Origin of the sequence: Victivallis sp. Marseille-Q1083, from assembly GCF_903645315.1 — a bacterium.
Lineage (GTDB): Bacteria > Verrucomicrobiota > Lentisphaeria > Victivallales > Victivallaceae > UMGS1518.
Map to the genome: position 1 here is coordinate 1,126,727 of NZ_CAHJXL010000001.1, position 21,879 is coordinate 1,148,605.

Below are 21,879 nucleotides of genomic sequence, written 5' to 3' on the forward strand. Positions count from 1 at the left end.
CCTTCAAGCCGCAAGCCCTGCATTTTTCCCACGGCAGGCCGGCGGACAATACCCGTTTTTCATACTATACAGCTTTTCTCCCGGCAGGAAAAGCCGGGAGAAAATATTTCCGATGATTTCAGAATCTGGTATAAGCGTTCTTGTAACGCAGTGTTCCCTTTTTGATCACCTCCGCATGCCCGTCGGCAAAAGCGAAATTGGCGCTTTGGTTGTGGCGGGAGAAAATCGGCCAGCCGCGATCGGCATCGTACCAGTTGCCGCCGCGGTCCTGATAGTGGTCATCCCAGGCTGCGTCGACGATATCTTCCGCCTTGTCTGCGTTATAGACCGCCTGAAATGCATCGCCCGGCTGCGTAAACATCGGTTCGGCATCATCATAGGCGGCGATACAGCCGTCGCCGGCCAGGATCGAGTCGCTCGGCGTTTTTACCTGCGTCAATTTCGTCGGGGTCGTGCCCCAGACGCCGCCGTAACCGAAGCCCATTGAGTACCCCACCGACAGTCGATTCGATTTATTGAAGCCCTGCGACGGACAACTGAGCACCGGAGCATACGGTTCATCAAAGGTGTAGATGGTCCGCTCAAATCCGAAATAGCTGGAGGCAATACTGTACCATTTCACTCCCAGGCCGTCATAACCGGTATCTGCCGGCGGCATGTAGTCGCTGTAGTCGCCGGCATACATGACCAGTCCCAGGCCGATCTGTTTCAAGTTGCTTTTGCACTTCACCGCTTGCGCCGACCCCTTGGCCTTGGCGAGCGCCGGCAGCAGCATACTGGCAAGAATAGCTATGATCGCAATTACAACCAGCAGTTCAATTAATGTGAATCTTTTTTTCATTGTCAATCTCCTTTCGATTGTTGTTTTCATTTTGTTTGAAACGATTCCACTTTATGGTAAAAATCAAGAAGAGGCCCTGACCACCAGCCGGGTTTTCACTTTTCTGCCCGGAGCGGCGGACTTTCCTTTCACTTTATTCATCAGCAGTTCAATCAGCGCCTCCGCCAAATGCTGCGTATTCATATCAATGCTGGACAGCTCCGGTTCGCTGCACTGGCAGAGGATGGCGATATTGTCGTAGCCGATCACCGCGACATCCTCCGGCACCCGACAGCCGCTGCGCCTCAACGCCTTGATAATGCCGATCGCCCACTCGTCGTTGGAAGCGATAATCGCATCGCATTTCTGTTCGAAATACAAATGCCGACAAATCATTTCCGCCAACTGCGGCCTGACCATTCCGGCCAGACCGGTCAAACCGTGGTCCTCCGCCACCCAGCACAACTCCGGCAGAAACGGTAAATTGCTCTGCTGCAGACCGGCCCGGTAACCATCCAGCCGTCCGGTCATCGCCAGCGAATTCATATCGTTCAAGGCAATACCGATCTTCCGGCAACCGCGCAACACCAAATGCCGAACCGCCTCACAGACACCGGAACCGTAATCGACGCCCAACGCCGTACAGCCGGCGACGCCGGGCGGCTCGATGAAGAAAATAACATTGTCGTACTCATTGAACAATTCGGCAATCTCCCACGGATTGCGACGCGAAGGCTCGATAAAGTGATCCAGCACAATCGTGCCGGAAAAATCGAACGCCATCATCGAGCGCACCGCGTCCAGGCAATCCGGGCGCAGCGCGTCGAGGTGAGACAGCATCGTCCGGTAGCCGCGCCGGCTCAATTCCGTTTCCAGCAACTGAATCAAATCCGGAATAAAAAACGACAACGCGCCGGATGAAACGATATTGACGAATTCACTCTGGCCGTTGCGCAACTGGCGGGCCAGCGGGTTGGCCTGATAATTGTAACGTTCCGCCAGCGCCAGAATCCGCTCCCGGGTCTCCTCCTGGATCTGCTTGCCGGAATGGTTCAGCACCAGCGATACCATGCTTTGCGACACATTCGCCAGCCGGGCCAATTCCTTCTGCGTAATCCGCGTTTTGGTCATCGTCATTGCAATCCTTTTTATTTATACGTATGAATTAATCCAGCATCACCAATTCAGGCTGATTCATTCGTATGAATTAAGTATAGCAAAAAAAGTTTCAAAAGTCAACACCCCGGCAAAACTTTTTTCAACATTTGTCGGTTTTTCGGCTGTTTTTCGGCTGTAAAAGAAATTTTTTCACCTTTTCGCCGCCTTTTACGGTCTTGACAAAATTCGCGGAGCCGACTACATTGATGCCGATGAGGAGAGGCGCCGGCACCGTCGTTTTTTTGAACGGACGGCAGGCCGGCGAAAATCAAGGAGTCCAGAATCATGCTGAATTTCGAACAATGGAAAGCGGCCTGGCTGGCCGAGGAACAACGTGAATTCGAGGGCTGGGATTTTTCAGCACTCGAAGGCCGGCAGACCGAAGAACCGCTGCCGTGGGATTATATCGCGGTCGTCAACCACTATCGCCGGCCGGCCGATCAACTGCTGGACATGGGCACCGGCGGCGGTGAATTATTGCTCAAGCTGCGCCACCCTTACGCCAGGACGGCGGTTACTGAAGCGTATCCCCCCAATCTGGCACTCTGCCGGCACCGCCTGGCACCGCTGGGTATCGAAGTGCGGGCGGTAACCAGCGACTATGAACTGCCGTTCGCCGACCACAGTTTCGATTTGATCATCAACCGCCATGAATCGTTCGCCACTCCGGAGGTCCACCGGCTGCTGAAGCCCAACGGTCTCTTCATCACCCAGCAGGTCGGCGGACTCAACAACCACCGGCTTTCCGAACGGTTGATTCCCGGCTTCAAAGGCATCCTGCCGGACAGGCACGACTTGAAAAGCAATGCCGGCAGACTGCGGGAAAGTGGTTTCGAACTGCTTGAGCAGGATGAATATTTCCCTTATCTGCGGTTCCACGACATCGGCGCGCTGGTCTATCTGGCCAAAATCGTCAGTTGGGAATTTCCCGGTTTTTCGGTTGAAAGATGTTTCGACACGCTTTGCCAACTGCAGCAAATCGTCGAACGCGACGGCTATCTGGAAAGCACCGAGCATCGTTTCCTCATCGTCGCCCGCAAAACCGTCTGATCGTTTCCAGCCCGGCCGCTGGAAACGATTTTCAGAAAACTCGCCGCGGGCGCGGCGGAATTTCTTCGCCCGTCGGCAGCGGATGCCCGACGGAGTCCGGCCGCCGGCCGGTATGGTTCTGCATTTTGGCTGGTTGGAAATATCCCCCCCTCAAAAGCGGAGGAACAGCGGGAAAGGATATTGTAGTATTCGGCCGGCATCAATACTTCGTTTGGCTGAAGCGGCACTCCTGCCAATCCCCATTTGGGCTCGTCTGCCACCTCTCGTATCAAGCGGAACAACGGTTCGTCACCGTTCATGGGAACTTGTACTGCAAGCATGCCGCCGTCATTCAATCTATCCATAAATGCAGGGATAAGCGTAGCGTGGTCGGGTATCCATTGCAGGCAGGCGTTAGAAAACAGAAGATCGTACTTTCCGTCAAGAGACATGGCATCGCACAGACGGAAGTTTATATCGGGTTGCTCGGCTTTGGCTTTTTCGATCATATTCGGCGAGTTATCAATACCGAGAATATTGGCATCGGAGAAAATATCCCGCAACACCTTGGTGCTGTTGCCAGGACCGCAGCCGATGTCGACGATTGTTTACGGACGAAGCAAAACCTGACAAGCGCCGGCATTTCCGACGCTTTCCAAATCAAAAATCACTGCGATTTCAAATGCCTTAATAGGCGAAAAAGTCAGTATTACAATGGTTTTCACAGTTTGACAACTTTTGGCAGATCAAAGTTTAAATACTAATTTTTTATTTCACCGGTCTTTATCCCTGTTGCAACTTGAAAACCTTCCGATATTTTGGTATATTGAATGGAATGATGAAAGCGGTCGAATCCAATCGCCGTTTTCTTCCCGGCAACAACCCGAACCGTCGCCAGGACGGTCCATAAAGGAGCAAAGGTTATTATGCAGATTCTTCATGACAGTGATGCCGATCTCGGCATCTTGAATGGCAAGACCGTCGCGGTCATCGGCTACGGCGCCCAAGGCCGCGCCCAGGCGCTTTGCATGCGCGACTCCGGTTTGAACGTCATCATCGGCGTCCGTCCGGGCAAATCGTTCGACGCGGCCGTGCAGGACGGTTTCAAGGTGGTCAGCGTCAGTGAAGCCGCCGCTCTCGGCGACATCATCCACCTGTTGTTGCCGGATGAAAATCACGGCCCGGTTTACAAGGAGGAAATTGCCGACAAACTCAAAGCCGGCGACGTGCTCTCCTGCTCGCACGGTTTCAATTTCGTTTTCAAGGAGATCATTCCGCCGAAAGACGTCGATGTCATCATGATTGCGCCGAAAAGCCCTGGGACCGAAGAGCGCAAGCGGTTTGTCGAAGGCTTCGGCGTGCCGGGCCTGATCGCCGTCAAACAGGATTACTCCGGCAAAGCCTGGGATATCGCGTTGGCTCTGGCCAAGGCGGAGGGCCTGACCCGCGCCGGCGTGCTCAAATGCACGATGGAACAGGAGACCTACGAAGACCTCTTCGGCGAACAGAACGTGCTGTGCGGCGGTATGGTCGACCTGATGAAATACGGCTTCGAAACGCTGATCGAGGCGGGTTATCCGCCGGAAATGGCCTATTTCGAGTGCATCCACGAAGCGAAACTGATCGTCGATCTGATCTATGAAGGCGGCATCCAGAAGATGAATGCGGTCATCTCCAACACGGCGGAATGGGGCGAATACTACAATGGCCCGTTCATCCTGCCGCCGGATGTCAAAGAACGCATGAAAGAGTCGTTGAAGCGCATCGAAAACGGCACGTTCGCCAGAGAGTGGCTGGCGGAAGCCCGCAGCGGCGCCAAAACGCTCAAAGCCAAACGCGAAGCGCCCGGCCAACACCCGGCCGAAATCGTCGGCGCCGAAACCCGCAAGATGTTCGAAAAGAAATGAAACGGCATCTTCCCGCCGGCAACAGCAAAAAAGCTCCGGTCAACCGACCGGAGCTTTATCGTTTCATCGGCGGCGAAATTCACCCAACCGGCAGCTTGCTTTCGAGGAAATACATATTCATCCGTCCCTTGCCCTTCACATTGACTGCCGGACGGGCCTGAAAACGGAATTGTCCATCGGCCAGTTGCCAGGTCGTTTCGGAGACGTTGATGCGCATCGGCTCGGAATTGGTTTCCATCCTGGCCGCCGTATTGATCGCATCGCCGAAAACATCGTAAATATATTTTTCCACGCCGACGATGCCGCCCACCACCGCGCCGGTATGGACGCCCATCCGCATCCGCCAATTCAACTTGCCCGGCTGCCGGTTGCGTTTTTCCAGATAAGCCATCGCCTCCAGCGCCGCGTTCAGGACATTCCTCCAGTGCTGCGGATCCGGCTCCGGCATGCCGGAAACACTCAGATAGGCATCGCCGATGGTCTTGATCCGCTCACAATGGTTGGCCGTAAAAACACGGTCGAATTCCGTAAAAATATCGTTGAGTTCGGCGATGACCACCTGCGGCGCCAACCGGCTGCTGATCGAAGTGAAATTGACGATATCCGAAAAGAACACGGTCACCTGTTCGAAACATTCCGGCTCGCAATGTCCCTTTTCATTCAAATCCCGGATCACCCGGTCCGGCAGAATATTGTGCAGCAGCCGATTCGATTTCTCCTGCTCATCCCGTAATTTCTCGGTCAATTCCAGCATCTTCAAATTGGCTTCGGCCAACTTGTATTTCTGTTCGTCGAGCTCCTCCTTGAGTTCCAGCAGATTGAGGTTGGATTCGATCAATTTACTGTTCTGCTCGTCGAGCTCGTCCTTGATCGTCGTCAAATCCTTGTTGGCCTCCTCCAGGTGGCGCTTCTCCAGACTGAGCTTGCCGACCTCTTTCAGCGCCTTCTCTTTTTCTTCGATCAGCGGCAGCGTCTTGCTCAACAACTCCTGCCGGGTCAGCGGCCGCTCATCCGCGGTTTCCGGCACCCGAAACCGACGAACCAGTTCGGCCCGGAACCGGAATCCCAGCCAGCAGACGCCGGCCAGCAACAGCAGGATAACGCCAAAAATCAAGATGTCCATACTCCTCCCTTCCCGCGACTCCCCGGCAGCCGGTTAACCGGCGCGCTCCTCTCCGAGCACTTCACTCCACGGCCGCTTGTAAAACAACTCCCGGTTGGCCAGACAATTGTATTTGAAAATATGCCACAAAGCGGCAATCCCGTCCTTCCAGGTGATTTTCTTCCCCTCATCATAACGGCGGGGATTGTACGAAATCGGCACTTCCCAGATGCGCAGACAGCGGCATTTCGCCAGTTTGGCGGTCATCTCCACCTCGATGCCGAACCGTTGCGAGTCGAGCTTCAGGTTCTGAATCACCTCCCGCCGGAAGGCTTTGTAGCAGGTTTCCATATCCGACAGATGGATATCCGAACACAGATTCGAGAAAAAAGTCAATACCTTATTGCCCATCTCATGCCGGAAATAACGAACCATTCCCGGTGTCCCCATGAACCGGGAACCGTAAACGACATCGGCTTTCCCAGCCGCCAGCGGCGCCAGCACCGTCGGATAATCCTCCGGCGAATATTCGAAATCGGCATCCTGAATCAGCACATAAGGTTTCGTCGCTTCGGAAAAACCGCGAATCACCGCCGCCCCTTTCCCCTGGTTGACTTCCTGATTGAACAGTTTCACCCGCGGGTTCGCCCGAAAAGCCTGAAGACGCTCCCAACTGCGGTCTTTCGACGCGTCATTGACGATGATCAATTCACCCGGTTCCGGCCGGGCCAGCACCAGATTGACCAACTGTTCGATCGTCGCCTCTTCATTATAGACCGGAATGACGACGCTCAATTGACCGGCGAGCTCCACCGGCTCCCGGAGGTCGGCCGGCGGCGTCATTTGCTCTTACCCAGTTCCGCCGAACGTTCGGCCGCCGCTGTCATCGCCTTGAGCAGCGTTCCCTTGAACGCTCCCGTTTCCAGCGCCAACAGCGCCTGCGCCGTCGTCCCGCCGGGCGAGGTCACCTGGTCGCGCAGCACCGACGGATGTTCCCCGGTTTTCTGCACCAGCCGAGCCGTGCCGGCGACGGTCTGCGCCGCCAGCGCCAACGCCAGCTCGCGCGGCAACCCCAGCAGTACCCCGCCGTCGGCCAGCGCCTGAATCATTTCCAACACGTAAGCCGGCCCGGAACCGCTCAACGCGGTAACCGCATCGAACAACGCCTCCGGAATTTCCACCGCCACACCGACCGCTTCCAGAATGCGGCGCACCAACTGCCGCTCCTCCGGCTCCCGGATGCCGGGCATCGCATAGGCGCTGGCGCCGGCGCCGACCAAAGCCGGCGTGTTCGGCATCACCCGGGCAATGCGGGAGCTGCCGGTCAGCTCTTCCAACCGGGCAAGTTTGACGCCGGCCACGATCGACAGAATCAGTTTATCCGCCAACAACGCTTTTTTGCCCTCCAGCGCCGTCTTTAAATACTGCGGCTTCACCGCCAGAATCACCGTTCCGGATGCTTTGATCAGGCCGTCCAGGCCATCTTTGCCGAGCGCCCGGATGCCGGTCGCCGCGGCAAAGCGTTCCGCCGCCGCTTCGGAGATATCGAAAGCGGTGACAGTATCGAGATTGAAATCACCGGCCGCCATGCCGCCGGCAATGGCCGTCGCCATCCGGCCGGCGCCGATAAACAAAATTCGATTGAGCATATTCTTTCACTCCTTTAGCGGCGGAACCAATTGCAGTAAGCCCAATAGAGCAACACCAAGACGCCGACGCAATACAAATACCAGGAAAACCACTGCAATTTACCGCGCTGCAACAATTTCAACAAAATTTTCAATGCGAAAAATCCCACCACGGCCGACACGACAAACCCCATCACCAACATCCAAAGAGCGATCGAACCGTCCGAAGCCGTCGCGTCCGGCCCTGCCTTCAGGGCCTCCAGCAAATCGAGCAGCGCCGCTCCGCCAATCGCCGGAATGGCCAGCAGAAATGAAAATTTCGCACTGTCCGCCGGTGTGATCCGGCAACGCAGCGCCGCCGCAATCGTCGAACCGGAACGCGAAATGCCCGGCACGATCGCAATGCCCTGCGCCACCCCGATGCCCAACGCCTGTTTGAAATTCATCCGCTCCAGTGCGAGGCCGTTCTCCGCATTCACTTTGCGCTGCATCGCGAACTGCAGCATCAGGGCGGTCAGCAGGAAACCGATGCCCGGCGTCAACAAGTTGTTGAACAACTGCATATCCAAGCCGGTTTTCTTGATTCCCAGGCCGATCACCGCCGCCGGAATGGAGCCGACGACCACCAGCCCGATGATCCGCCATTGCGACTTGTTGACCAGGATATTCCACAGCGTATGAAAATAAAAAATCAGAATAGCCAGCAACGTGCCGGCGTGCAGAATCACATTGAGCCGTACATTGCTTTCCGGGTCGAAGCCGAACACCTGCCCCAGTACCGCCAGATGACCGGATGAGCTGATCGGCAGAAATTCAGCAATCCCCTGAACGACGGCAAGCAAAAAAACCTGTAAACCTTCCATACCCCAAATAACTCCGGTGACAATGATTTCCAAAAAAGTTGACCAATGACGACAATTTACACCCGAATGGACTTCCCCGCAACCGGACATGGGAAGTAATTGAACAATTATCAGGCCGGAATCCGGCCTTCCCGCCTCAGCGGAATCAAAGCTATTTCCAGCAATTGTAAATCTGCGGAACCAGATACTTCAGGACCGCCGCGGTCGGCATGGCAAAAATCATGCCGGTAATGCCGGCGAAATAACCGCCGAGCAACACGACGATAATGGTTTCCAATGTCGTCAGCCCCAATGATTCGCCAATGATCGCCGGATAAAGAAAAAATTGTTCGATCAAGCCATTTTCCAACAGGTAAATGCCGACGATACCGGCCAGTTGCAAGCCGGACACCTCGGCTCCGCCGACCGCCAGCGTCACCAACAGCGTCAACAACGCGCTGGCCACCGGGCCGATGTACGGCAGCAAAATACCGCAGGCGGCAATCGCGCCGAGCACGAACGGATAGGGAACATCCAGCAAGATGAACGTCGTTGTATAAACCGCCAAATCGATGATCATCAACAGCAGATAACCGCGCAGCCAGATCCGCAGCTTGTTGATCACTTCGGAGATGATGCGTTCGCCCTCCGCCAGCGACTCTTCCGTCGCGCCGGGCAGCCATTTGCCGTTGAAAACGGTACGTACCAGGTAATCACTGCGCGCCCGGGTCGAACTGTTGGCGGCAAACAACGCCAATTTATTCAGAATCAGCGAGAAGAAAAATACCGTCAGCAGCAGGTCCAGCACCAGATTGACCAATTTGCCCAACAGCGAAGCGGTAAACGACAGAAAACCGCCCGATTTCTCCAGCAGCGTTTTGATAATCTGCTGCTGCGCTTCGGGATTCTGCAGCAATTTTGCCAACTCTTCAATCCCCCAACTGACCAGCGGCAGCCGTTGAAAGCGAACTTTCAGGTTATTCAAGTCCTGGTTGAGGTCATTGGCCAGTTTGACGATCACCGGCGGCAGATGTTCCATCGCCGGCAAGGTCACTTCCGGCGCCGCGTTTTCCTCCTGCTGCACTTCGGCGGCATCGTATTTCACCGCCAACGGCGCGTCCGGCTGTTCCTCCGGCGTATTGACCATCGCCGGCGGCGGCGCCTTCTCCCGCGCCCACTTCTTCACCGAAGAGCCCAGCCCGGCCACATAATTGCCGGATATCCAGGTAAATGCGAAAATAATTACCACCACCATGACGATGAAAGTCGTCACCGTCAGCGTCGTCGCCCGTGAAATCAGCGCCTGCCGCTTTTTCTGAGCCACCTCGTCCGCGGATAAACGGCTCTCTTCCTGATTGCGGAGCCGGCCGGCAAATCGTTTCAACGGCCGGGTAACGGCGTCCGGCGCCTTGAAAAAGCGGTGGATAAAGCTTTTTTCCTCCCCCAGCTTCCGCTCGAAATATTTCTCCATCGGCAGAAAGATATAGGCCAGGATCGTCCCGAACAACACCGATTTCAACCAGGTGGCCATCATGATGAACACGACGATGACGATCACCGCAATCAGCACGCCGGCCCCCGACTTCACCAGATTGCGGCGGCGATGGTATTCCCGGGAAACCTCCTGGTTGACCGCGTCGAAATCGATGGCGCCCTTCGGCATGCCGTCGGCCAGCGAACGGATGAACTCCTGCTTCGACTCGGTATATTCGCCGGAACAGAGCGACAACATGATCAACACTTCGATGATCTGCCGCTGCTGCTCCACCGAGAAATCGCCCAACACCAGCAACGCCGCTTCCGGTTCCACCGGCGCGCAACTCTTGAGTGCGGCAACATACTCGGCCACTTCGCTTTCGGAATAGTCGCGAATCAATACGCTGTGAAAGGCATCCAATGCCTGCTCGTTCAACCGGCCGTTTTTGAGCAGCACCATTTTCATCAGCGCAATCACCACCCGGTCGCTGTAAGTAACGCCGGGATCGTGCAACTGCAACACGCCGTTCAATCTGACAAAAGCGCGGCTGAACGGCTTATCCAGCAAGTCCCTGGTCCAATTCAACGGCTTCTGCCAATCCTTCAAACTCATCCACTGCCCCCGCTTCGCGGCGCGCCGAGCGCCGCGGCTAGTTGATCGTCACCCGGCAATCGCCTTTGATTACTTCACCGACCACCTCGGCGGTAAAGCCGCAATCACGGCAGATCTTCAGGGCGGGCGCCACATCGTCCTGCGGCAGGAACCAAACCATACCGACCCCCATATTGAAGACCCGGAACGCCTCCACCTCATCAACCTGACCGGCTTCCACCAGCAGCTTGAAGATCGGCGGCGTGCTGATCGCGCTGCGGTCGAACACCACATCGACGTCGGCGGGCAAAATCCGCGGGACATTGTCGTAAAGCCCGCCGCCGGTAATATGGGCGATGCCGTCCAGATGCAACCCCGCCGCCAACGCCTGCCGAATTGCCGGCCAATAGCAGATATGCGGCCGCAGCAACGCTTCGCCGACCGTTTCGCCCAGACGATCCAGATAAGTATGTACCGTATATTTGCACTGATCGAACAGAATTTTACGCGCCAGGCTGAAACCGTTGGTGTGCAATCCGGCAGATTTCAAACCGATCGCCGCATAGCCCGGCCGGATCTTTTCGCCGGTGATCAGTTTGTCTTTTTCAACGATGCCGGTAATCATACCGACCAGATCGAAATCATCGCCGTACATGCCGGGCATTTCCGCCGTTTCGCCGCCCAGCACCGCGCAACCGGCCGCTTTGCAGGCTTCGGCGATGCCGAAAAGCACCTCTTCGTACAGCGGGCTGCGCAATTTGCCGATACCGATATAGTCCATGAAATAAATCGGCTCCGCCCCCTGCACGGCAATGTCGTCAATGCAATGGTTGACAATATCGTATCCCACCGTGTCGAACTTATTCATCTGCATGGCGATCATCAACTTGGTTCCGACGCCATCCACACTGGAGACCAAAACCGGCTGACGGTATCTGGACAGATCCAACTGAAACAGGCCGCCGAACCCGCCGATCGGCGCCAGCATCTCCGGCCGCCGCGTCGCCGCAATTCTTTCTTTCACCCGATCGAGCAAGCTATGCGCCAAGTCGATATCCACACCGGCGGACTTATAGAGGTCGCTTTTTACCGTGGTAGCCAATTTCCAATATCCTTATGGTTTACAGGGTTGATACTCAAAGATAATGTACTCCCAAAGCCGATTTTTTCAACTTGTCTTCGGCGGGACATCGACGGTTATGGCCATCAGCCGCCGCTCCAGCTGTTCCCGATATTCTTCCAGCCGGTTATCGTCCACCGCTTCCGGCACCTGCATCATTTCACCGAGCACCAGCGTCAGCGTCGCCCCCGGCTTCGGAATTTGAAAGCGGTCCCAGCTTTTAATTTCCCAATAACGCGAAGCATTGACACTCAGGGGAATGATTCCGACGCCGGTAACGCCGGCCAGATGAATCGGGCCGCGGCTCATGCGGTATTTCGGCCCGCGCGGGCCGTCCGGCGTGAAAGCGACATGATAGCCGTTGCGAATCGCCCGCACCGCTTCCAGCTGGGCATGGGCGCCGCGCGATTTCGACGAACCGCGCAAACTTTTGACTTGCAGAAAAGAGATCAAATCGGTGATATACTGCCCGTCGCGGGACGGACTGACCACCGCCACGGTCCGCTGCCGGGCCACCTTCGGCATCAAGACCGGAAAAAACAGCAGACGATTGTGCCAGGTAACCACCACATTGCCGCGCGCCTGGTGGATATAATCATGCGGATCAACAATCCTCACCCGGTACAATCCATGGCCGATCAACTGCAGCAATCTGGCCGGCAGCCAGAAAAGCCAGGTCGGCAATTTCTGGATTTTCCGGAATTTCTTCTTCAATATTCCCATATTCACTCCATGCGAGAAAACAATGCGCTCCAAACATCATCCGACATTTGGAGCGCATACATTGTCGGCAATTTCTGCCGTTCGACTACGATTTACGACGCCAGAATCATATCCAGCATCCGATCGACATCACTGCGGAAGGCCGGGTGTTTCTCCTGCAGATATTCCCGTTCCGCCAACTCCGACAGCAACGCTTCCAGCGCCGCTTTGTCGTCGGTCGCCTCTTCCACCAACGGATCGTTGTTGGTATCATCCAGATCCATCAGGTCAACAATTCCGAGCTCATCCGGCCCCAGCGGCGAACCATAGACCGACAAACCATCGGTCAAACTGATCCGGCCCTGCACCGCCAGCAGCATATCGTAGGTCGTCCCCAGCGGCGGCACCTGGCCGCCAAGCGGATTGGTTTCAAGCTGCGAACGCCACTCCTGCGACATCAACTGCCAACTGCGTTCGCCTTCATCCAGTTTCGGACGCGGCAGCATAATGTCGTGCAGCCGCATCGAATAATCATTGAACTGCCAGGCATTCAAGCCGTGCGGCGCATACGGTCCATCGAACGATTTTTCATTGAGGCCGATTGCATAACTGCCTGTCGCCACCAAGCCATCCGCCTGTTTCCAGCCGTCGCGGTAGACAAACAACTTGCCCTGATCGCCCAATCCCTGGCCGATTTCCGATTTGTCCGGCGTAATCGTCATCGACAGATCCAAACCGCTGCCGTCACGGACAATCGTCCACACCCGGTTGACCACCGTGTCATAACTGAACAGCGGACCGCCATTCGGCGTACCGACATCGGTCACCGGCGTAAAGGTGCCGACTCCGATCATTTCACTGCCTTCACCCGGCGCCGCCGTCAAAGTGACCGTCGTCACATGCGTCGCATCGCCGATGTAGAGATCGGCGGTGCTGCCGGCGGTGAGGTTGAGATATACCAGGCCGTTTCCATTGGTCATGAAATAACGATCCGCCGAAGAATTCTGGCTGCCGCGGATCCAGATCGAACCGTTTTCCACCGCCAGTCTGCCTTCGTCGAACCGGAAATCACCGCCAATATCGAGCCGGCCACCGGTAAAGGTCGCCCCGGCCGCGCAACTGAGCACCACGTCCTGGCCGATGGCCAGAGCGCCGGTCAGCGCCAGCGTCAACGGCTGGGAACTCTGCATGTACAGCGAACCGTCGATGCGTCCGTCATTGACATTGACCGTCAAATTGTGGTCCATCTGCAAATCGCCTTCCACCAGCAGGCTCTGTCCATACAGGCCGGAATCGCCCTCCAGCACGACATCATTGTGCAACGTGATCGCACCAGTCGTCCGAACCACGCCATTGAGATAGATGGCGTCGTTGGCGTGCACTTCCAGACTGCTCAGATTCAGCATATTGCCGATGCGGGCGAACGTTTCGGCATCCAGCACCAGTCCTTCGCCATTCAGCGCTTCCACCGTGCCGCTCATCGATACCGACCCCTGTTCGGAAGTCACCGTAATCGTCCGTCCCGGCGCATCCAATTTGACATTGCCGCGGAAATCGACATCGTGCTGCGTCAGGAAATCGCCGCGCAACGTAATATTGCCTTCGAAAATCAGATTGGCATAATTGAATTCCACATCGCTGATGATCACATCGCTGCCGTTGACCAGCAGCGTACCGCGGATGCCGTCGGCCGCCGTGCCGGCAATGTTGGTCAGCGAAATCGCGCCGTCGGAAACGAAACCGATCGTCCCGGTATCCGCCACCGTGATATTGTTCACATCGAACACCACCTCGCCGGTGCTCTGCGAAGCATCGCCGGTCAACTCAATTCCCCGCTGGCCGGTGTAGAAGAACAAGCTCGAGTAATCGCTGACATTGATATAGGCATCACTGTCGAATTCAATACCGCCGGCGTAAATTGCATTGTCGCCGAAAGCATTGAGGTCGCCGGTCCACATCACCATATTGGTCTTGTCCGTATTTCCGACCTGCGCGTTAGACAAATTGATCATCTCGGCGCGCAACACAACATCGGAGCCGCGTCCGGCGGAAATGACCGCATGGTCATCAACCAGAATCCAGTTTTCGCTGACCAGATTGACACCCTTTTGCGCATAGATTTCGCCGCCGCCGGCAATGCTCAGATTGCCGCCGCCGCTGTAGGCGGAAAACACACCGTTGACAAAGACATCCGTCAGGAATACCCGGCCGGACTCGGAAACGATCGAACTGCTGCCGCCGGTCGCCGTGAAAGAATCGACCGTGACATCGGCAAACGCTTCGATATCCACCTTAACAGCAGTCACCGAACCTACGCTGACGCTGCCGGCATTGGTAATTTCCACCTGCGTACCGGCAGAAATATTCTTTACGTCAATCGCAGCGCCGCCGCCATCCATCAACACGCTGCCGACCGCAGAATGAAGCTCATCGACTGCCAACGTGGAACCGCTGCCCAAGGTAATATCGACGCTGCCGATGGCAGTATTGATCTCTCCGACAGACAAACTAGACTGGGAGCCTAGGACGATATCAACATTGCCCATCGCTTCCACCGAATTGAGTGTAACCTCGACCTGCCGAGAGCCATCGCCAATGACAACCCCGGAAGCCGCGACGATATCGCCGCCGACAGCGCCGGCCGCATAGACATTGCCGTAAACGACCACACTGCCGGCACTCAACGTCACATCACCCATCGTCAGGTCGCCGTTGACGGTAATGTTGGTCGAACAAGCTTTGTCGCTGTCCGTCAGCGTCAGGTTGCCATAGTTGCCGGCCAGCACCGTCTGCGTTTCCGTGCCGGCGTAGTTGTAAATCACCGTCGAATCGGTTGCATTGTCGGAAACCGTCAACGAAATGTTGTCGGTCTGCAGCGATGTCAGCGTCAAGGTCGCCGTATCGTTGATCGTAATGGCACCGTTGAACAATCCCAGCACCACCAGCGAGCTGCTATCGCCGACTTCCGCCGTCGCCTGCACTTCCGCATCATCGGCAATCGTCACCTGGGCATCGTTGATGATTTCCAGATCAGTACGTTTTCCGGCGCCCCAGACCTGCCCGGCATCGTCAAATGCCACCACCTGGGTCAAAGCGCCGTCGATCACGAAGGTCGCATTGTCCCAACTCTTCGGGTTCCGGCCATCCTCGCTCAACCAGTTATCGAGGTTGTAAACGCCGCCGCCATGCAAATCGCCCTGATAGATATATTTGGTGGTTTCCATTTCAACGGCGCCGATCGTCGCACTATTCGGACGCTCCGCCCCGTTCTGGTCAACCGTCACCTTCACCGGGTCGTTGGAATTACCCTTGCCGATCAGCGCACTGCCGTTGAATACCGTCACGATCATCGTACCGCCGTCGACCGGGGTCAAGACCGTATCGAGCTTCAACTCACTCCAGGCATATTCACCCGCCTTGTCAGGATTGTCGACAAACAACAGGTTATTCAGATCGGCTCCATTGACCAGACTGCTGGAGAAGTTGAAAACGCCCAACGCACTGTACCGAATATCCATACCGACACTGCGCGCAATATAAAGGTCATTGCGCACCTGGCTACCGTCGGCATTCGTCGTGTAATTCTGGGCGACAACACTATTGGTCAATACCAATTCACCGGCACTTTGATACAGACCACCGCCCAAATTCTGAACATGATTGTAAGTACCGCTGACATTGTTGGCAATCGTCGCAAAATTGATGTTCAACTGACCGCCACCCGTATAGGCGATAGCTCCACCATTCATGCCGGAAGTGTTGTTGCTCAACGTCGAGTTGACTATCGTCAAATCCGACGCCTGCGAATAAATGCCGCCGCCATTGCCTTGAGTCGCGGTATTGTAACCGATTGTGCTCCGGTTAATATTAGAATCGGCACCAACCAGATAAATACCGCCACCGCTGATCGCTGCAGTATTGTAAATCACCATGCTCTGATCAATCTTCAAACCGACCTGAGACGCATCGACATAGAGACCGCCGCCCTGATAAGCGGTATTATGAGAAACCACCGTACCATCTTTCAGCGTAATGCTGCCGATCGCCGAGAAAATACCGCCGCCGAAATTAGCCGCTTTATTACCATCGACCAAGACGTTGCTCAACGTCAAATTCTCTTTCGCATAGATCGCGCCGCCGTTACCGGCCGCCCCCGAGCCATTCGCCGACCCGCCGGTCAAAATCAGATTGGCCAGGGTCACATCAATCAGCGTCTGAGCAGTATAAGTGCTGGCAATATTGAAGATCCGGCTGTCACCATTCCCTTCAATCGTCAGCCGAATTCCGTCTCCCAAATTTCCGTCGATCAGAATCCCATGAGAAATATTGACTTGACCGTGCACCAAGGCGATGGTATCCGCCGTCCACGTTTCGGCAGTCCGGTCAAACGTAATGACGCCATCGGCGTCAATATACTGCAACGCTTCGCGCAAATTCCAGATACGGTCCGGATCGGACAGCGATACATCATGCTCGAAATCATAACCATCGACCATCACGCCCGGATCAATGTCAGCATTATCCTTGACCACAATTTCCGTCAAAGATTCGTAAGAGCCGATATTGCGATTGGTGCTTCCATAACGATCTTTCTGGTCACGATTGACATGGCGCTGATCGGTGTCCAGGTAATGGAAAGGCGCGGCATTGACAATCACCGAACCGGCACCCAGCAGAATACTGCCATCCATCACCCGATAGGATTTGGTCAATCCGCCATTGTAACGCATTTCCGTATCCAAATTCAAATTTTTGATGGAGCCTGTCGAATCTCCAACGATATTGGACAAACCTTCCGCACTCCAATCGAAAGAACCACGATAACCGCCGATTACATTGTGCGTCGCATCGCTACCATTTTCTTTATCAACTTTCACCGAAACTTTGTCACCGACATACAAATCGATCACTTCCAGTCCCGCCGGGCTGGACATCAGTTCAAGCCGATTGTACGCCAGAATCGTATTGGAGAGATTCAATTCTCCGTTAATCACCGCAACCGCGCCGAGGAAATCATATTTCCCATCGGCGGCTTCACCAGGATTATTGATTACTGAAGTGTTATAAACAATCGTATTGTAATAAGAACAGATCAAACCTCCGGCGTTATAAATTGCCGCACCGCTACCGGTATCGTTTTCCATGAACTTGTTGACAGATACTTCATTCTGAGCGATCGTCGTATTGGCAATATAGAGCTGTCCCAGATTGTAAATGCCACCGCCCTTGGCTGAATCGCTTGAATAATCCACCGCCGCGCCGTTGACCTTGTTTCCAGAGAGATTGGAACGCTCAATGACCACCAATCCTTCATTGTAGATACCACCGCCCAAACCGGTATGGGTCACCACATGGTCTTGATCAGAGGACATATTGGCTGAATTGCCCCGCACCGTGGTATCATACAGATATAACTCCGCACCCAAGCCATTGTAAATGCCGCCACCCAAGCCGGAATTGCTATAGGGACCATTCCCGCCGGTATTGTGTGCTTCATTGTTGACAACCAAAATATTGTTCAAGACCAACCGGCCCAGATTGTAAATACCGCCGCCACCGGCCAGATTTCCATAGGTATCAATATCCCGGTTAACGAAACCATTCTGAATATTTAAATTATTCAGAATCACATTCGTCCCGCGGGAGAAATAGAACACCTGATCCTTCGCGCTGTCGGCATTGTTTTTGCCACCGTCGACCGTCACCCGGTAGGAGACATCCTGTGACCAGTAAATGTTATCCGGCCGGTCATTGTAATCGTTCGGATCATTCGGGTCGTTCTTGGCCACCGAACTGACCATGATCTCCTTATTCCAAACCACATAGACCGCCCCGTATTTCAACTGGATGATATTGTCCTCATTCTCAGCGGAAAATACCGTGCTGTCAAATTTGACAAAGCGATCGCCATCATACACCTTGGCCTCGAAAGCGGCAGAACGATCATAAGTATCCATCCAGTACATCGCTTCCCGGAGGGTCATTCCATCCTGCAATGCATACTTCAGATAACGTCCCTGGTCATCGTGAATGAGCACAAAACCATCCGTCTCCACACTATGACCATAATACATTCGAGAATCATCGTCTTTACTGTTCACCGTCACATAAAAGATCGGCTCAAAAGCACCGATACTCGGGGCCTCGTTCAATTTCCCATCGGCACCATAACCCACCCGGTTGTTGCCGCGCTGGTCATAGTCGATACCGCTCACTGCAATACCGCCGGTATAAGCCCAACTCTCCTTGTAAAGGATTGCCAGAGCCTTGGTCCGGTAATTGGCATGATATTTCAATTCGGTATCCAGATACAAATTTTGCTGAATTTCCAGCATTTTCGCTTCAGAAGAGCCGATCAGGCGATTAGCGGCAACCTTCTGCGCTCCCCCCATTTCCGCAACCGTCAAAGCATACTTGCCAAGTTGAGCGCTGTCGAGATAATAATGACTGTAAATATTATTCTCGAACTGTACGACTTTCCGATTTTCAGAAAGACGGATCTGAGAAGCAAGATTCTCGTACCCCCAATAGTCATTTTTGTCGTTATAAATGATCGTATTGACGATGCTAACCTGATCGGTCTGCCCCGCGGCTCCGGCAACGTAAATCTGTGCCCCCTCACCCCAATCCACGCCATTATAGGCAAAAGTCACAAAATAAGCACTCAAAGTGCCAGTGCCAAGATAAACGGCACCGCCATTCAAGTTGGCGGCATTGAAAGCCATTGTCACATTTTCCAGCAACAGGGAACCGGCAATCTGATAGATCCCGCCGCCGGAACCATCAACTCCGGTCGCTCCAGCCAGCGAATAGGCAATCATGCTGGTCTTAATCGACAAAGTTCCGGTACCATCACCGCCGCCATCATACCAGATACCACCGCCATCGCCAGTACCCGCCCGTCCGTAACTAAGCTCGGAATCTTCCAAGGCCAGATCACCCGCATTGGCCATATAAATACCACCACCATCAACATAAGCGAAGTTATTGTTGATATTGGCTAGGAAAAAACTCACATCACCACTATACCCAATATATAGCCCACCGCCAGAACCATTAACAGCTTCATTGCCGGAAACACTATTTTCGATATTGGCAACACCGACATATTTCCCATCCGGCATCAGTATTCCGGAAGTCGGGGTGACATCCATTTTCAGATGACCGCTATTATGAACAAAATAAATACCGCCACCATCCTGCAGGGCTGTATTGGAATCTACCCGGCAGTTGTAAAGTGACAGAGAATTTCCCTGCTCATAACTGATTCCACCACCGTTACCGGCACGATTGTCAGCAACGTCAACCCAGATCATGATAGTTTCTCCCGTACCGCCATTAACCGCGATACCACCACCATTACCATTTACTGCACTGTTGCCTGCAACATAAACATGATAGGCAACAAAATCGGCTGCACTGTAAATAGCGCCACCGGAACCGTTTTCCGCAGTATTGGAAAAGACAGAGATATCCATATCATGACCGTAAATATACAAATCACCACTGGAGCTATTGAAAATGCCGCCACCGGAGTTGCCAGCCACATTAGACATGATATCAGCAATAAAATAGCTCTCAACCTGTCCCCAGAAGGTTAATTTACCGGTATTGTAAATACCGCCGCCATCCAGATCGGCCCGATTACCTTCCACCTGAACCTGCCACATATTGACTTCGCTGTTGGAAGTGATATAAACCCCACCGCCGTTACCGGCCGCCGGATCGGTGATATCCGCGGTGGAAGCATGACCACCGGTAATAATCATCTTTTGGAGATTGACAATCGTTCCATCGCTGGTCGGTGTGGCATTGATATAAAATACCCGAGAGTTGTCCGCGGCGTTAATCGTTGCCGGAGTATAAACCCCATTCCCAAGGTCAATAGAACCGTTGATCGTCACGCAATTATTGATTTCAAACTGTCCCAATTCGGCATTGATCGTAATTGTCGTGCCGGCATAAGGATTGCCATCAGGATCCGTTTTGTCGATCATCCCGCTCAGGGCGGCAAAACTGATCAAATCGCCATCGGCCGCATTGGCCAACGCATAACGCAAAGTGATCTCGCCCGGATCGTTCAACTGCGGATCAATATCACGAATACTGTTGATCACCCAGTTGGTCAACGAATAATCGTAGTCGGCCACCACAACCACCGCCGCTTCAATCGCTCCGGTGGTATACTCCATCACCCAGTCGCCCTTGGCGCCGACTGCGTTGTCGGAAGCGGCCACATCGGCGCCGGTATAATGCGCCAACTGGTCGACAAAATGCTGTCCCGCATCGGTTTCAGCGACGTTGCAACCGTAGAGCAGGATGTCGCCATGCTCGGTCATCGCATCGCCCCACGCCGCCAGATCATCGGCATGATGCTGCAGGAAATCAGCATTGATCTGCTGATCACCGAGATTGATGAAGCCATCGTTGCCGTGGCTGAAAATATGAATGCTGTCGATATCAGTGCGATCCGCCAGGTATTCGGTAATCTGGTCGAACCCATTGCCCGGGTCCAGAATGACCACTTCGGCATGCTTGCCGAGTGAATTGATGATGTCCTCTTTGCCGGCCACCGACGATTCGATAAACACCACCTCGGTCGGTTCTTCGAGCCGGTGGTCAAAACTGTCCAATTGCGCGACATCAAAATATTCGGAGATCACATCGCCGCTGCCGCCGTCGGTCACATATTCCAGCGCCCAATTGCCGCCGGCATCGGCGTCGCCGGTCACATCGTCGCTCGCCGCCACCGTATGATCGGTCAAATCGGCAATCGCATCGACCAACGCCTTGCCGTCGTCACCCGACGCGACATTCGAGGCAAACAAATCCACCCGGCCGTCAGCGGACAACATATTCTCGATATTGCTCCAGAAATCCTGCTGCACCTGATCGTGGAGCGAATCCAGCGTCGTCGCGCCATCGGCAAAAATTTCCACGCTGCCGTCTTCTCCGGCAGTCAAAAATCCGATCGAATCGGCTTTCTCGCCACCCAGCGCCTCGTTGAGTTGCTGGATCAATTGAGCGGCAGTCGTCTCATGCGCGTCATATTTGATGATGATGGTATCGCTATCCGCGGCTTGAATGAGGGCGTCGGCATTTTCAAGCGTGGAAGAAACCAGCAGGATATTGACTTTACCATGTTCGGCCAGGGTTTTCTGGTAATAGTCGCCAAGGGCACCAACATCAATCCCATGCTCGCCGGTCAGATTGTCCAATCCCTCCGGAGTAACCTGCACGCCGGCGCCCTGCTGATGCTGCTGAGCTCCGTCGTGATGATTATTGCCGTCCTGGTGTTCCCCGCCGTTTTCGCCGGGTTCCGCCGCCGCCGCCGCATCGGCCGTTTCCTGCGCCGCCGCCGCCGCCGCCGCATCAAATACGGCCGCACCATCAAAAAGGATTCGATCTTCAAGCTGATACATGATTAGCCCTCAATTGTTATCTTACCATCATCATTGCCGACTGTGCCGACCAGTCGACTTGATATTTTCTCTGTCACTCTT

Annotated in this window: 13 protein-coding genes; 2 read left to right on the forward strand and 11 right to left on the reverse strand. The window is 54.5% G+C overall.

The window, feature by feature from the left end; all coding sequences use genetic code 11:
* Positions 1 to 118: 118 nt before the first annotated feature.
* Together HWX74_RS04445 and HWX74_RS04450 are read right to left on the reverse strand one after the other, a co-directional pair.
* Entirely contained in the window at positions 119 to 841 is a 723-nt protein-coding gene (locus HWX74_RS04445) for a prepilin-type N-terminal cleavage/methylation domain-containing protein (protein WP_176012401.1), read from the reverse strand.
* A gap of 63 nt (positions 842 to 904) precedes the next feature.
* Positions 905 to 1,957, reverse strand: coding sequence for a LacI family DNA-binding transcriptional regulator (locus HWX74_RS04450; RefSeq protein ID WP_176012402.1), 1,053 nt, complete (start codon positions 1,955 to 1,957; stop codon positions 905 to 907).
* 306 nt (positions 1,958 to 2,263) lie between these two features.
* Between HWX74_RS04450 and HWX74_RS04455 the strand changes: the two genes are divergently transcribed.
* The gene (locus tag HWX74_RS04455) at positions 2,264 to 3,028 is read left to right on the forward strand and encodes a class I SAM-dependent methyltransferase (RefSeq protein ID WP_217704849.1); all 765 of its coding nucleotides are present in this window, start codon (positions 2,264 to 2,266) and stop codon (positions 3,026 to 3,028) included.
* Here HWX74_RS04455 and HWX74_RS04460 read toward each other — a convergent pair.
* A complete protein-coding gene (locus HWX74_RS04460) occupies positions 2,974 to 3,612 on the reverse strand; it encodes a methyltransferase domain-containing protein (RefSeq protein ID WP_368506815.1) in 639 nt (212 codons plus the stop codon). The genes HWX74_RS04455 and HWX74_RS04460 overlap by 55 nt on opposite strands.
* Positions 3,613 to 3,933: 321 nt before the next feature.
* Between HWX74_RS04460 and ilvC the strand changes: the two genes are divergently transcribed.
* The gene (ilvC, locus tag HWX74_RS04465; RefSeq protein WP_176012404.1) at positions 3,934 to 4,914 is read left to right on the forward strand and encodes a ketol-acid reductoisomerase; all 981 of its coding nucleotides are present in this window, start codon (positions 3,934 to 3,936) and stop codon (positions 4,912 to 4,914) included.
* A gap of 79 nt (positions 4,915 to 4,993) precedes the next feature.
* Here the strand turns inward: ilvC and HWX74_RS04470 are convergent, their stop codons facing one another.
* From HWX74_RS04470 to HWX74_RS04505, 8 genes are all read right to left on the reverse strand, one after another.
* A complete protein-coding gene (locus HWX74_RS04470) occupies positions 4,994 to 6,037 on the reverse strand; it encodes an adenylate/guanylate cyclase domain-containing protein (RefSeq protein ID WP_176012405.1) in 1,044 nt (347 codons plus the stop codon).
* 33 nt (positions 6,038 to 6,070) lie between these two features.
* Positions 6,071 to 6,859: a glycosyltransferase family 2 protein gene (locus tag HWX74_RS04475; protein WP_176012406.1), complete on the reverse strand. Its 789-nt coding sequence runs from the start codon at positions 6,857 to 6,859 to the stop codon at positions 6,071 to 6,073.
* Positions 6,856 to 7,665 (reverse strand): pyrroline-5-carboxylate reductase, encoded by an 810-nt coding sequence (gene proC, locus HWX74_RS04480; RefSeq protein WP_176012407.1) that lies wholly within the window; start codon positions 7,663 to 7,665, stop codon positions 6,856 to 6,858. The genes HWX74_RS04475 and proC overlap by 4 nt, the downstream gene beginning before the upstream one ends.
* 14 nt (positions 7,666 to 7,679) lie before the next feature.
* On the reverse strand, positions 7,680 to 8,507 hold the full coding sequence (locus HWX74_RS04485) for an undecaprenyl-diphosphate phosphatase (protein WP_176012408.1): 828 nt from the start codon (positions 8,505 to 8,507) through the stop codon (positions 7,680 to 7,682).
* 151 nt (positions 8,508 to 8,658) lie between these two features.
* A complete protein-coding gene (locus HWX74_RS04490; RefSeq protein ID WP_176012409.1) occupies positions 8,659 to 10,575 on the reverse strand; it encodes an AI-2E family transporter in 1,917 nt (638 codons plus the stop codon).
* 37 nt (positions 10,576 to 10,612) lie between these two features.
* Complete coding sequence (gene purM / locus HWX74_RS04495; RefSeq protein WP_176012410.1) at positions 10,613 to 11,656, reverse strand: phosphoribosylformylglycinamidine cyclo-ligase; 1,044 nt, start codon at positions 11,654 to 11,656, stop codon at positions 10,613 to 10,615.
* A 66-nt stretch (positions 11,657 to 11,722) separates the two neighbouring features.
* Positions 11,723 to 12,397: a lysophospholipid acyltransferase family protein gene (locus tag HWX74_RS04500; RefSeq protein ID WP_176012411.1), complete on the reverse strand. Its 675-nt coding sequence runs from the start codon at positions 12,395 to 12,397 to the stop codon at positions 11,723 to 11,725.
* A 92-nt stretch (positions 12,398 to 12,489) separates the two neighbouring features.
* Positions 12,490 to 21,798, reverse strand: a complete 9,309-nt coding sequence (locus HWX74_RS04505; protein ID WP_176012412.1) for a DUF4347 domain-containing protein — start codon at positions 21,796 to 21,798, stop codon at positions 12,490 to 12,492.
* Between the last annotated feature and the right edge of the window lie 81 nt (positions 21,799 to 21,879).

Coding starts and splice junctions, on each gene's coding strand:
- HWX74_RS04505 (WP_176012412.1), bottom strand. CDS start 21,798: ATGTATCAGCTTGAAGATCGAATCCTTTTTGATGGTGCGGCCGTATTT.
- HWX74_RS04455 (WP_217704849.1), top strand. CDS start 2,264: ATGCTGAATTTCGAACAATGGAAAGCGGCCTGGCTGGCCGAGGAACAA.
- HWX74_RS04475 (WP_176012406.1), bottom strand. CDS start 6,859: ATGACGCCGCCGGCCGACCTCCGGGAGCCGGTGGAGCTCGCCGGTCAA.
- ilvC (WP_176012404.1), top strand. CDS start 3,934: ATGCAGATTCTTCATGACAGTGATGCCGATCTCGGCATCTTGAATGGC.
- HWX74_RS04450 (WP_176012402.1), bottom strand. CDS start 1,957: ATGACGATGACCAAAACGCGGATTACGCAGAAGGAATTGGCCCGGCTG.
- HWX74_RS04485 (WP_176012408.1), bottom strand. CDS start 8,507: ATGGAAGGTTTACAGGTTTTTTTGCTTGCCGTCGTTCAGGGGATTGCT.
- HWX74_RS04490 (WP_176012409.1), bottom strand. CDS start 10,575: ATGAGTTTGAAGGATTGGCAGAAGCCGTTGAATTGGACCAGGGACTTG.
- HWX74_RS04500 (WP_176012411.1), bottom strand. CDS start 12,397: ATGGGAATATTGAAGAAGAAATTCCGGAAAATCCAGAAATTGCCGACC.
- HWX74_RS04445 (WP_176012401.1), bottom strand. CDS start 841: ATGAAAAAAAGATTCACATTAATTGAACTGCTGGTTGTAATTGCGATC.
- proC (WP_176012407.1), bottom strand. CDS start 7,665: ATGCTCAATCGAATTTTGTTTATCGGCGCCGGCCGGATGGCGACGGCC.
- HWX74_RS04470 (WP_176012405.1), bottom strand. CDS start 6,037: ATGGACATCTTGATTTTTGGCGTTATCCTGCTGTTGCTGGCCGGCGTC.